The sequence below is a fragment of the Alkalihalophilus marmarensis DSM 21297 genome, from assembly GCF_000474275.2.
In the GTDB taxonomy this organism is placed as follows: Bacteria; Bacillota; Bacilli; order Bacillales; family Bacillaceae_D; genus Alkalihalophilus; species Alkalihalophilus marmarensis.
On sequence record NZ_ATAE01000035.1, the window covers coordinates 77,587 to 91,265 of the forward strand.

At 40.4% G+C, this 13,679-nt stretch carries 13 protein-coding genes; all 13 read right to left on the reverse strand.

The features are described 5' to 3' along the window. Positions 1-88 precede the first annotated feature (88 nt). Entirely contained in the window at positions 89-1,201 is a 1,113-nt protein-coding gene (mqnC, locus tag A33I_RS13020) for a cyclic dehypoxanthinyl futalosine synthase (protein WP_022628822.1), read from the reverse strand. Positions 1,202-1,313: 112 nt separating this feature from the next. After that, on the reverse strand, positions 1,314-2,249 hold the full coding sequence (dnaI, locus tag A33I_RS13025) for a primosomal protein DnaI (protein WP_022628823.1): 936 nt from the start codon (positions 2,247-2,249) through the stop codon (positions 1,314-1,316). 2 nt (positions 2,250-2,251) lie between these two features. After that, on the reverse strand, positions 2,252-3,763 hold the full coding sequence (locus A33I_RS13030) for a replication initiation and membrane attachment family protein (RefSeq protein ID WP_022628824.1): 1,512 nt from the start codon (positions 3,761-3,763) through the stop codon (positions 2,252-2,254). 76 nt (positions 3,764-3,839) lie between these two features. Then, positions 3,840-4,295, reverse strand: coding sequence for a transcriptional regulator NrdR (gene nrdR / locus A33I_RS13035; RefSeq protein ID WP_012960002.1), 456 nt, complete (start codon positions 4,293-4,295; stop codon positions 3,840-3,842). Between the two features lie 124 nt (positions 4,296-4,419). Continuing rightward, a complete protein-coding gene (locus A33I_RS13040; protein WP_022628825.1) occupies positions 4,420-4,821 on the reverse strand; it encodes a hypothetical protein in 402 nt (133 codons plus the stop codon). A gap of 145 nt (positions 4,822-4,966) precedes the next feature. Then, a complete protein-coding gene (gene speD / locus A33I_RS13045; protein WP_012960004.1) occupies positions 4,967-5,350 on the reverse strand; it encodes an adenosylmethionine decarboxylase in 384 nt (127 codons plus the stop codon). A 363-nt stretch (positions 5,351-5,713) separates the two neighbouring features. Further along, positions 5,714-6,739 (reverse strand): glyceraldehyde-3-phosphate dehydrogenase, encoded by a 1,026-nt coding sequence (locus A33I_RS13050; RefSeq protein ID WP_022628826.1) that lies wholly within the window; start codon positions 6,737-6,739, stop codon positions 5,714-5,716. A 146-nt stretch (positions 6,740-6,885) separates the two neighbouring features. After that, positions 6,886-7,485 (reverse strand): dephospho-CoA kinase, encoded by a 600-nt coding sequence (gene coaE / locus A33I_RS13055; protein WP_022628827.1) that lies wholly within the window; start codon positions 7,483-7,485, stop codon positions 6,886-6,888. Positions 7,486-7,503: 18 nt separating this feature from the next. Beyond that, a complete protein-coding gene (gene ytaF, locus A33I_RS13060; protein WP_012960007.1) occupies positions 7,504-8,139 on the reverse strand; it encodes a sporulation membrane protein YtaF in 636 nt (211 codons plus the stop codon). Positions 8,140-8,202: 63 nt separating this feature from the next. Next, on the reverse strand, positions 8,203-9,027 hold the full coding sequence (mutM, locus tag A33I_RS13065) for a DNA-formamidopyrimidine glycosylase (RefSeq protein WP_022628828.1): 825 nt from the start codon (positions 9,025-9,027) through the stop codon (positions 8,203-8,205). A gap of 14 nt (positions 9,028-9,041) precedes the next feature. After that, positions 9,042-11,669: a DNA polymerase I gene (gene polA, locus A33I_RS13070; protein WP_022628829.1), complete on the reverse strand. Its 2,628-nt coding sequence runs from the start codon at positions 11,667-11,669 to the stop codon at positions 9,042-9,044. Positions 11,670-11,778: 109 nt separating this feature from the next. Beyond that, a complete protein-coding gene (gene hflC, locus A33I_RS13075; protein ID WP_022628830.1) occupies positions 11,779-12,711 on the reverse strand; it encodes a protease modulator HflC in 933 nt (310 codons plus the stop codon). Then, positions 12,711-13,661 carry an FtsH protease activity modulator HflK gene (gene hflK, locus A33I_RS13080; protein WP_012960011.1) on the reverse strand — a complete coding sequence of 317 codons (951 nt, stop codon included), beginning with the start codon at positions 13,659-13,661 and terminating at the stop codon, positions 12,711-12,713. Before hflK ends, hflC begins: the two co-directional genes overlap by 1 nt. Between the last annotated feature and the right edge of the window lie 18 nt (positions 13,662-13,679).

The window sequence follows — 13,679 nt, forward strand, 5'->3', positions numbered from 1 at the left end:
TAATGATTAGTTTTTCACATGCACGAGTCAGTATGGAAGAAAAACAAAAAAACCGCTCCTCTGCTAAAAGCAAAGAAACGGTTTAGGATTAGTTTTGCATCGTAAAATCTTTTTCTGCTGCAGTTTCCCCGTCAAACATACGAACAATATCGTATTTTGTATTACGTTGAGCAGGAATTTTTCCGGCTTCACGAATGAGACGAAGAATTTCATTTGTATTTACTTTATGAGTGGTACCTGCAGCTGATACAACATTCTCTTCAATCATCGTACTTCCGAAATCATTACAGCCATATTCAAGCGACTGCTTTCCTACTTCAGGACCCATTGTAACCCATGATGATTGGAAGTTCGCAATATTATCAAGGAAAATCCTTGAAATCGCAACATTTTTCAAATAATCACGAGCCCCTAGCTTTTCTGTCTTCCACATACCCGTGTTCTCAGGCTGGAATGTCCATGAAATATAGGCTTTAAAACAATCAGTCTCATCCTGCGCATCTCTTACGCGTTGTAAGTGCAGAGCACGCTCCTCGTTCGATTCCCCAAAGCCGATAACCATCGTTGCTGAGCCGTGCATTCCAACACGCTTTGAAGCTTTCATTGCTTCCATCCATTGTTCCCAGGTAATTTTTAAACGGCTGACACGAAGGCGCGTTTCCTCTGTAAGAATTTCAGCGCCACCGCCTGGCATACTATCTAATCCGGCCTCGTGCAGGGCACGAAGTACATCTTCAACCGTCATCTCGGAAACCTCTGCAATTTTCCAAATCTCGGCAGGCGAGAAGGAATGCATCCAGATGTTTGGAAAACGTTCCTTAATTTCACGAAGAAGATTTGTATAATAATCTAGTTTCAAGTCAGGATTCGTTCCGCCTTGCATAAGAATCTCTGTACCGCCAACATCGATTGTTTCTTGGATTTTCTCAAAGATACGTTCGTTATCAAGTACATACCCTTCTGAATGTCCTGGCTTACGATAGAATGCACAGAAACGACAATACGTGTCGCAGAAATTTGTATAGTTTACGTTTCTACCTATTACAAAGGTAGTTACAGGTTCTGGGTGCCATTTTTTCATTATTTTATTGGCTGCTTCACCCATTTTTTCAACTTCATCACTTTCATATAGCGCAATCGCATCTTCCATAGAGATGCGCTCCCCATTTACCGCTCGTTCAAGAATTGCATCGATGCTCATGATTATGACCCTCACAATCTATCAAAATAAGATACCTTCATCCTATCATACATGAAACCCTTAAGGAAGCAACGGCGCTCCCTGTTCCAAAAGTTTCAAATTAATTTCTGTATTATCGTTTCTCTCTGCGGTTATGCCCAGCCACTGTCACAAATGTCGTGTTGTGCTTAATCCGCTCCATAATCCGCTTTGCCTTTAATTCTTCTATTCCACCACGGTCTGAGTAGGAAAGGTGATCTTCAAGTTCATCATAGTCATAATTAGAAGTAAATAATGTAGGCAGCTTCTCAAGCATTCTGTACTGCAGGATCGCTCCGAGCACATCATCTCTCACCCAGCTTGAAGTCGTTTCAGCTCCAATATCATCTAAGATCAATACTTGAGCCTTTTTAATCGTATCGAGCTTTTCTTGAAAGGTCCCATCCCCAAGAGACTGCTTCATCTCACGAAAGAAATCAGGGGTATAAACCGTATACGATTCAATCCCGCGGTCGAATAATTCATTTGCTACAGCACCCATTAAATAGGTTTTTCCTACACCGAATTTCCCGTAAAAGTATAAACCTCCACCGTCCTCACCCGGATTTGCCTTTAACGCAAACTCAAGCGCTGCCGCTCCCGCTTCTCCTCGCTCCCCGTCCATATCAATCTCTTCAAAACGAGCAGATAAGATATCTTTAGGAATGTAGAGGGACTTCATGAGCTGACTTTGTTCCTTCTGCTTTTTCTCCTGTACTTTTAGGGCACAAGGAAGGTAATGAAGCTCTAAATGCCCCCGCTCAATTGATAAAGAGGGCTGATACCCCTTCATCATGTTAGGACACTCTTTAAGCCCGGGACAGTTTGCACAAGCTCTGCGCTCTTTTTTAAATTCATAAAGCTTAACCATTCCGGTGTCGAGCATCTCATTTGTCACGGAATCTTTATTTTCTTTAATAAATGCCTTAATATAGGAATCAGTTAGAAGCTCTTCTCTTTGTTTATCTAAACGTTCTTTTAATCCTGTGCTTTTGGCCCATTGTTTAAGCGTTGATTGAATGGATTTCATTATCAGCTTTCTCCTTTCTCCCTTTTTCGTGCCCTAAGCTCTTCCATCATCTTCTCAAAACGCTTTTGGGCATCCGTGGTCTCTTTACCCGCTCCATTAGACAGTTCTTCTGATGATTGACCGCTTTTTGCACCTTCACTTTTGTCCTCTTGCTTACTTTTATTCTGCTGCGTACCTTTATTCTTTTCTTTTTCTTTTTCTTCTATCAGCCATTTAGGTAAACGATCGCGTCTTGTAGTCTTCCTTGTACCTTGACTTCTTTTTGCAGCTGGAGTACTCTGGCCTTTTTCCTTTGCTAATGCCTTTTTCTCTTGTTCTTCTCTTGCTAAAAGCATAGCATCTTTCACTTTTTGGATCTTCTTTCGTGCCCAGTGAGCAGCAATTTTATCAATGAATGCCTTTTGCAGCTTCATATCATGCTGATACAACACATAGTCAATTAAGACATTCGCTACCCCAGGAAGTAAATGATAATCAATGAGCAATGATTCTACAATTTTCGCATCAGCTGGCGCGACATACGCCCCGTCTGACCTGATTTCAAGTAAGGTTAACGGCGGTATGGTTTCATAAAATTTAATAATTTTTTCTTCTTCTGTTTCAGGTTCCTTTTCACGCATCGTCTGGTGCTCTGCAGGATGCGTCCTTAAACCAAGCGCAGGGGGCTCTGAACTATGTTCAATCTTGTACCATTCTTGAGCTTTTTTCCTCAAGACTTCAAGGTCTACTTCATCATCATGCAAAACAGCCTGCCCTACAATACGGCTCATCTCAAGAGGCTTGATCCGATACACAAATGCCAGTTTAAGAATGGCATTTTTCACTCCTTCCGTAAGAAGGCGCTCTGGAACGAGGAAGCTTGATAAGTCTTTTTTCATCAGTTCAAAGTCAAATTCATCCTCACTAAATAATAAAGAATCGCGTTCCTCCCCTAACAGCTCCATCTCCCCGCTAAACTTCATAGCATCTGATGTTTCAGATTGAAGGTTTGAGACAATTTCTGAATGATGGAGAGAGGTAAACACCTCATCAAAGGAATGAGTTAATTCTGTATACGTTTCGTCTTTCACAACTTCGACTGCAAAACGATCTCTCATTTGTCTGTACTTTTGTTTGCCTAAACGATTTAATAAATAAACACTAAGCACATCATTTTCAAAAAACTGCTTAGGATTCATAGGTTTTTGTAATTCATATAAATAAGAAGAGCCTTCTTCTGTTGTTTCTTTAAATGTTCTTATCAATCCTATAGCTTCTAGCTTTTTCCGCTCTTCAAAAATCGTTTGGAGAGGAATATTCATCATGAGCATCAGCTGTCTGTGAGGTTGACGGTCACTCCAGTATTGATCCCTTTCTAACTGAGCCCAAAATGTCATATATAAACTATGAGCTACTGCTCCAATCAGCGGCTGATACAATAATGTCATTACTTTTTGATCTAGGTCCGTCAAATAATCTGAAACACGTACTGTAAAAGGGTCAACAGGAAGCAGTTCCTTCCAATGCCAGCTCATATTTATTCCTCCCTTCCTATAAAAATCATGAGTAAAAAAGAGCTTATAGCGCAACAACACTACAGCTCTTTGATCTTTAACCTTTATTCATTAATTCGGTCAATTCTTTTATAAAAACATTGATATCTTTAAATTGACGATAAACCGAAGCAAAACGTACATAAGCTACATCATCAATTGTTGCGAGTCTCTCCATCACTAACTCACCTACATCTTGACTGTTGACTTCATTTTTGCCTCTGCCTCGGAGTTCTCGCTCCACTTCGTTGACAATCTGCTCTAACGTCTCAAGAGGTACTGGACGCTTCTCACATGCACGAATAAGACCACGCAATATTTTATCACGATTAAATTCTTGGCGTGTGCCATCTTTTTTTACTACAATCAAAGGAACTTCTTCAACCATTTCAAAGGTTGTAAAACGATTGCTGCATGATTCGCACTCTCGTCTTCTTCGAATTGAACGTCCCTCGTGGCTTGGTCTTGAGTCAAGCACCCTTGTTCCATTATATTGACAAGCTGGACACCGCATGTAATCATCTCCACTTACTGTACCCTAACACGTGTCACCTACACCGATACAGTCTGGTTCTTAACTCTATCATATAAAAAAAGAAGGTATCTGACAAGCCAAGCTAATGAATTTGCCTTATTCTCTACACAAATTCATCTGCCATTCCGGTACCTAAATACGGCAGTTCCTTATCTAATTTCTCATAAATAGCCACAACGATCTTTTTACTTTTTCCAAAATCACTTGGAAGGCTTGTACCGCTTGAACAAGAAATATCAATAGCCGTTCGGTAAGGCTTTACTGTTACGATAGTGGCGACTAGAAGGGACTGTCCACCTTTTTCGGGCTCGGCAATCACTTCTCCTCGGCCGGTTTCTGCCTCTTTGATTTTCCATCCGGATGAAGAAAGTACAGATTCAACTGCATGCATGGCTTTATCTTTAGAAGTTTTATAGTAACGAGTTCTCAATCGTTCATCATAATGAGATTCAGCTGTTTCGGTATGATTATTAATAAATTGACCAATAAACTGACGAATAGACATTAAATTCACCTAACTTTTCTTTTTCTTTCATTAATCATACCACACTCATCTAAGCAAATCAGTTTCAGTACACACAAAAAAGAGGAGCATCTAAGCCCCTCTTTTAATGTGCGCAAACTAACCTGCGCCAAATGTTCTCTTTATGTTAGAACGCATTTACTGTTGTTTTTTCTACTTTGACTGGTCCCATTCCTCTTGGTACTTCAATCACTTCACTAGTACTAGCACCAAGCGCTTCAGCAATGTAATTAGATGCTACATTAGGATCAATACGATCTCCACATGTATAGACATCAATACTTGCATATCCATGTTCTGGGAAGCTGTGAATCGTTAAATGAGACTCTGAAATGATGACTACGCCGCTAACACCATGTGGTGCAAATTTGTGAAATGCTACTTCACGTACTTCTGCACCTGCTTTAAGTGCAGCATCTACAAACGTTTGTTCAATAAAACTCATATTATTCAACTTCTCAATATTACATCCCCAAAGTTCTGCAATAACGTGACGACCCATAGTGTCCATAAGTTGAATCCCCCTTCACAAAAAATTCATGCCTTCTCAAGCATGTAGGATCGTTCAGTTACACGGGGGAAAGTTAGTCCAAAGAGGTCCTAACCCTTTCTGCAAGTAAACGCATCCTGGTTTGCTTTAATTGAAGTTCACGAAAATCAGTATACTTGTTTTATAAATTGAATGCAACCAATCCTTGTCATTTTTTTAAAAGAAATTTTTGCTAAATTTTTTAATGTACAGTGAAACAATAACCAGGACTCGTGCAAACATAGGTATACACTCATTTCATGGGCACTTCTCTTTTGTTAGGGTAACCAAACAGGACATTGCTATGAGCTTGAATACGATAAAGCAATCGTACAAACGTTAAAATCAGCTCACATGAGTAGGTTCAGCTATTTTTTTTGCCACAAGATTCATGAGATCGACTACGCGGCAAGAGTATCCCCATTCGTTATCATACCAAGCAAGAACCTTCACTTGACGATCGCTCATCACCATTGTTGATAAACCGTCAATTACAGATGATTGCTCTTCACCGTTAAAATCAATAGAAACAAGCGGTTCGTCAGAGAAACCTAAAATACCTTTAAGTGATCCTTCTGCAGCCATCTTAAGAGCAGTATTCACTTCTTCTTGAGTCACGTCCTTTTTCACTTGAACTACTAAGTCCACTAAAGACACGTTAGGTGTAGGAACACGTAATGCCATCCCGTTTAATTTGCCTTCAAGCTGCGGAAGAACTTTAGCAATTGCTTTTGCAGCCCCTGTTGAAGTAGGAATAATGGATTGTCCGCATGCACGAGCGCGGCGAAGGTCTTTGTGCGGATTATCAATATTCTTTTGATCATTTGTATAAGCGTGTACCGTTGTCATTAAACCGCTTTCAATTCCAAACGTCTCATCAATAACCTTCGCAACAGGTGCAAGGCAGTTTGTTGTACATGATGCGTTAGAAATAATATGGTGGTTAGCTGGGTCATATTCATGATCATTTACACCCATCACAATCGTTACATCTTCATCTTTTGCTGGAGCTGTGATTAATACTTTCTTTGCACCAGCTTCAATATGATATCCAGCCGTTTCTTGTGTTTTAAATTTACCAGTAGCTTCAATAACAATGTCTACTCCAAGCTTTGCCCATGGCAGCTCACGAGGGTCACGTGAATGAAGCAGTTGGACTACTTTTCCATCAACTACAATCGTATCGTCTTTCGCTTCTACAGGAAGAGTGTATGTTCCATGGATACTGTCATATTTAATTAAGTGAGCAAGTGTTTCTGCCGGGTAGCTCGCGTTAATCGCAACAACCTCCACTTCATCCTCAAGCATTGCTTTACGAAATACCATACGGCCAATACGACCAAATCCATTGATGGCAACTTTAACCTTCATTAGAATTCCCCTCTCCAAATATATGTTATACTCAATATTGTTTTTATGTTAATTAGTATATCATATATACCATAAAAGGACGATTACTTTTTGAAAAAAACTGTGGAAAATGTGTGTCTGACTATAAAAAGAACCCTTCTAACTGATTAGAAGGGTTCTTTTGACCAATGTTGTATCACATTTTGTAATTGTTGAAAGGTTTCTTCAAGAGACCCGCTGTTATCTACAATGTAATCTGCACGCGATTTTTTATCTTCTAATGGCAGCTGCGAGGCGATTCTTGCTTTTGCATCTTCACTTCCTGCCTGGTCTCTTTCTAGCAGACGGTTCAGTTGTGTTTGTTTATCAACATACACAAGCATCACCCGATCAACAAGATGAAACAAGTTACTCTCAAATAAAAGCGGAATATCAAAAATAATTGTCTCGTGACCTTCGGCTTCATATCTGTCTTTTTGGGCAAGCATTTCACGGCGAACCGCAGGATGAACAATTTGATTTAATTCCGACCGCTTTTTCTCATCCTTAAATATTATAGAACCTAGCTTTTTGCGATTAATCGTGCCATCTTCAAATAATATGTCGCGGCCAAACTGCCCTACAATCTCTTCGTAAGCACCCCTGCCTGGCTCTACTACATCTCTTGCAATTTTATCCGCGTCAATTATGGGATAACCGTGTTCACTCAGCCAGTTGGAAACGGTAGATTTCCCGCTGGCAATACCCCCTGTTAATCCAATCAGCATATCCGTACCCTTTCTTCCTTACAGACTTAAAATTCCTAAAACAATTAAAAGCAACCCAGGAATAAATGAAAATTTCTTCATCATGCGCGACTCAGAAAAACGGAATCCGCTCTTCATACCGAGCGTGACAAATAAAGCACTCATTAAGGCCACACTTACAGCCATTGGAATCGGAGAAAAACCAATTAAAGCCGCCCCTATCCCCGCCCCAAACGCATCAAGGGACAGAGCAATCCCAAGCAACACGGCTTCACGGCCAGTAATGGTACCGGAGTTGTCAATATCAGCAACCATCGGCTTTCTCAGTATTCGAATAACGACACCAAACATTTTAATTTCAAAGTTCATAATGATCTCATCTTCTTTTGTTTTCTCAGAAGCTTTTGCCGGCCTGAACACTTGATACATGGCCCAAGCCCCAATCAAGATTAAGATCATCCCGCCAATAGAGCCCGCGACCTCAGCTGGCAGAACTCGCTGGATTACACTTCCAAATGCCATAGCTAGTAAAATGGAGGTTGCAGAGCAGCAAGCAATAAAAAGTAAAGATTTGAATGGCAGTTTCATTTTCCTAAGTCCATACGTTAACCCTACACCGAAACTATCTAAGCTCACAGCAAGTGCGAGCGCAAGTAATGAAAGAATCTCAACCATCGTGATAAGCTCCTCCCACCTAGACGATACGATAGTATATGGCAAAAGCCTATCCGATGTACGTTACAATTGGCAATTTGGACAAAAATGAGTGCCTCGGCCTCCCACTACAGTCTTTAAAATGTCTGTACCACATTGACGGCAAGGTTCGTTTTTTCTTCCGTACACATCTAATTTCTGTTGAAACATTCCCATTTCACCTTGACCATTCACATATGACTTAATCGAGCTTCCTCCCATTTCAACTGCTTCTTCTAGAGTGGAAACAATCGCCTTATGCAATACAGCCATTTCCTCTTCGCTTAAAGAATGTGCTAATCTCTCAGGATGAATACGTGCTCTAAACAATGCCTCATCAACATATATGTTTCCAAGTCCTACCACCGTTTTTTGGTCTAAGAGAGCAACCTTTATTTTTCGGTTTGTTTTCTGAAATGCGTTCATTAAAAGCTCTGAGGTAAACTGCTCAGAAAATGGTTCCACGCCTAATTGAGCTAAAGGCAGGACCTTCTCTTCTGAGCCTTTTGGAAATAGATGCATCGTACCAAACTTCCTCACATCCTGATACCTTAGCTCTTCCCCATCTGTGAAATGGAAAATAACATGAGTATGAGGAGGCAGCGGCTCTTCTTTTTGATATAGACCGTAACGACCTTCCATTCGCAGGTGAGAAACCATTACGATATCATCGAACTCAAAAAGTAAAAACTTCCCTCTTCTTCGTATGCTCTGAATCGTCTGATTCATAAGAAGTGTTTCAAACTCCAAAGCATCCGCCGGCTCTTTAATTATATTTGCCCACTTAACGGTTATTCCGGCAATCGTTTTACCGATCACTAATTCTGTTAACGTCCGTTTGACCGTTTCAACTTCAGGTAATTCAGGCATGTTGTCTTCTCTCCTTACTTCGCATCATACCAAGTATCGCCAGCTGATATATCAACTTTTAGGGGAACAGCCAGCTCTACTGCATTCTCCATCACTTCAGGAACTATTTTCATCATCTTGTCCACCTCTTCAGGCGGCACTTCAAATATTAGTTCATCATGCACTTGCAAAAGCAGTCTGCTCTTAAGATTTGCCTCTTCTAAACGAAGAGCCATCTCGACCATGGCTTTTTTAATGATATCTGCTGCGGTTCCTTGAATAGGTGTATTCATTGCGGTACGCTCAGCAAAGCTGCGCTGATTGAAATTACGGCTTGTTAATTCAGGGAGATAACGGCGTCTGTTAAGTAATGTAGATACATAGCCATTTTCTCTCGCCTCTTCTATAATACGTTCCATATATTCTGCAACATTTGGATAACTCGCTAAATAACGCTCAATGAATTTTGCCGCTTCCTTACGAGTAATCCCCAGGCTTTGTGATAGACCATAATCACTAATTCCATAAACAATCCCGAAGTTAACAGCTTTAGCACTTCTGCGCATCATTGAAGTGACATCTTCTTCACTTACATGAAATACATCCATAGCCGTTTTCGTGTGTATATCCATATCTTCTTTAAAGGCAGTAATCAGCTTTTCATCCTGTGCAATATGTGCAAGCACACGTAGTTCAATTTGAGAATAATCAGCGGCAAGGATTTTCCAGCCTTCCTCAGATGGAATAAAGGCTTTTCTTATTTTTCGGCCTTCCTCTAAACGGATCGGGATATTTTGTAAGTTCGGGTCCGTCGAGCTTAATCTGCCTGTTTGTGTCAATGCTTGATTAAAACGTGTATGAATTTTAGACGTATCCTTATGTGTCACTTTTACTAAGCCTTCAATATAAGTTGAGTTCAGCTTACCGAGTTGACGGTAATGAAGAATATGACGGATGATTTCATGGTCTTCGGCAAGCTTCTCAAGAACATCAGCAGAAGTAGAATAGCCTGTTTTTGTTTTCTTAATGACTGGCAGGCCGAGCTTCTCAAACAGCACTTCCCCTAGCTGCTTAGGAGAGTTAATATTAAAGGACACTCCAGCATGCTCATGAATATGTTTCTCAAGCTCCGCTAACCTGCTTGCTAGATCTTCACCCATTGCTTTTAATTGGTCGATATCAACTTTTACACCTTCTGTTTCCATACGTCCAAGCACGACCGATAAAGGCATTTCTAAGTCCTTAAACAGCTTAAATTGTTCATTTTTCTTCAGTTCTTCTTCCATCTGCTCTTTCAGTTCATAAATGACATTAGCTTTTCTCACTAAATGTTCCGCCAACACGCCTGTCTCAGGCACTTTTCGTTTAGCACCTTTTCCATACACCGCTTCATCCGCTTGAATACTTTTGGCTCCTTTTCGAGTCGCAATGTCACTTAGGTCATGAGATGAATGAGACGGATCAAGCAGATAAGACGCCATCAGCAAGTCAAAATCAACTCCATCTAACAGCACATCTTTCCACCCTAAAACGACCACACCACGTTTGGCATCTAGCAGCCACTTTTTCTTGGTTTCATCTTTTGCCCACTCAACAAACAAATCAGAACGAAGAGCCGTTTCTGTGGGGATAAAGTACCGGCCTTTCTCATGTACAAGAGCAAACCCTGCAATATCTGCTTGATGATAATTTTCATCCAATACTTCTACAACCATAGCAGCTGGCGTTGCGAGATGTTCTTCTTTTACCTCTTCCACTACATCAAAAGATAATTCCTCTAACTCCTTTTCTGCAGCACTCACGCCTGTATCAAATTGATCCACTAACGATTTAAATTCCAACTCTTTAAAGAGCGACACGACTTTTTCTTCATCGTATTCACCAAACTTAAGTTCATCTAAGGTAAGGTTATAAGGAACTTCTGTAAAAATGGTCGCAAGCTCTTTACTCATCAATGCTTGTTCTTTATTTTCTATAAGTTTTTCTTTAAGCTTTTTGCCAGACACGTCATCAACAGAGTCTAACACGTTCTCAATCGTTCCAAACTGTTTCAGTAATTTAAGCGCAGTCTTCTCACCGACTCCAGGCACTCCAGGGATATTATCTGAACTATCACCCATCAGTCCTTTCATATCAATGATTTGATTCGGCTTAATACCATATTTCTCATCAATCAACGCTTCATCATATGACTCGACATTCGTAATTCCTTTTTTAGTGAGGACCACTGTGACGTAATCCGAGACTAGTTGCAGCAAGTCTTTATCACCAGAAACAACTTTCACTTCCCACTTTTCTTTTTCTGCTTCCTTACTAAGCGTTCCGATAATATCATCTGCTTCATAATTATCAAGCTCGAACCTTTTAATATTAAAAGCATCTAATAACTCACGAATTAAAGGAAACTGCTCAGAGAGTTCCGGCGGAGTCTTTTGACGCCCTCCTTTATATTCTTCATAAGTTTTATGACGAAACGTTGTTTTACCAGCGTCAAATGCGACAAGCATATGAGACGGTTTTTCTTCTTGGATAATTTTTAACAGCATCGTAGTAAAGCCATAAACAGCATTTGTATAAACACCTTTATCGTTATTAAGCAGCGGCAAGGCAAAAAACGCACGATATGCAATACTATTTCCATCAATTAATATGAGCTTCTTCAACGAATCGGCTCCTTTCTACACGTTTATTCTTGTCTTTAATTGTAGCATAACGGCTAACGAAAAAGAAAAGTCTCGCATATGCGAGACTTCCTTATAAGAACAATCTTGTTTAATCAATATATCCCATTAGAATACGAGCATACGGAGAATCTGCAGGTAAGACAATGACTGTTTCTTCACCAATTGTCTGCTCATAAGACTGAAGTGTGCGGTACAACTGATAAAAATCAGGGTCACGTCCGAACGCGTCATTGTAAATAGACGCAGCTTCTTCCTCCCCTTCCCCTTCAATCACACGCGCATCTGCTGTTGCGGTTGCAACAATTTCTTGTACTTCTCGATCTGTATTAGCTTTAATACGGTTGGCTTCCGCGTCACCTTGAGACAAATAATCCTGTGCTGTCGATTGACGTTCTGAAATCATCCGACGATAGACAGCCTCTTCATTTTCCTCTGGTAAATCCGTACGCTTCATACGAACATCAGTCAAGACAATCCCGTAATTGCTGCGTTCTAATGCTTCGTTTACTCGTTCACGAACCATTTCATTAAAACTTCCTCTAGAAGATTTTTCTTCATTAATAATCTCATCAAAATTCAGCTGTCCTAACTCTGCACGGATCGCTGAGAAAATTATTTCACCCATGATCGCTTCCGCACGCTCAATCGTTGCAGCATTAGAAATCATTAATTGCGGGTCTTCTATCCGCCATAATGCATAATGGTCGGCAAGCATTCTCTTTTTATCTAATGTATTAATCTCAGCAGGCGGGATATCATAGATCATTTGATACTTTGGAAGAGTGGTAACGGATTGAATGAAAGGTAGTTTATAATTTAATCCTGGTTCATCTACCACACGCACGACTTCACCAAATTGGCGGACAACTTTATATTCACCTTGTTCTACAATAAACAAATTACTAATAATTGTAGCTAAAATCGTAATTAAAATAATGGCTACAGCAATCAATTTCACATATTTACGCCACTCGTCACTAGGACGACGTTCATTTAAATCGACAATGTTCTCGTCACTCATTAGTTACTCCCCCCCTCTGCAGCCTCAGGTCGACGCTCAAGCGGTCTGATCGGCAAATAATTAACCGTATCATTGTTGCTGTCCATAATATAAATCTCTGTATTCGGAAGAACTCGATCAAGTGTTTCTAATACTAAACGCTGTCTTGTTACTTCTGGATTGACGACATATTCACTGTATAAAGAGTCAAATAAAGCAGCATCCCCGCGGGCACGTTCAATCCGTTCTGCTTTTGTCCCTTCTGCACGAGAAATAATGGCATCCTTTTCCCCTTCAGCTTCATTTATTTGCTGATTTCTATATTTGTTTGCTTCATTGATTTTAGTTAAACGCTCTTCACGAGCATCTGTTACATCAGTAAACGCACGACGAACTTCTTCAGTCGGCAGCTCAACGTCTTGTAGTTTCACATCTTGAATACTAATGCCAATCTCATACATCTCAAGCAACTCTACCAAATTCTCAAATACTTTTGCTTCAATCTCCGGGCGTTGGTCAGTAAGAGCTTCATCAATGCCAGAACTTCCAATCACGCCGCGCAGTGCTGCTGAGGTTGCGCTGTACAATACAGTTCTAGCATCCTCAGTGCTGTATAAATATTGCTCAGGATCTGTGATTCTCCATTGAACAGCAAGATCAGCAAAAAGGATATTCTCATCCCCTGTGATCATTTTTGCTTCATTCGTAAATTCAACCACTTCACCATCCTGCTCACTGTATCCTACTTGCAGATTGTATGTACCTCTAGATAAAATCTCTACTCGCTGAATCGGCCAAGGCATCTTAAATTTCAAGCCTGGTTCTGTGACTGTTTCGTCAACCTTTCCAAATGTAATTAATGCGGCTTGCTCTGATTCATCGACAATATACCAGCCTGTTGCAAGAAATAAAGCAAGAATGGCTATACCGATCAAGGAGACAAACCCAACAACTAACTGTTTGATTGTCATACGTAATCCCCCTCTTTT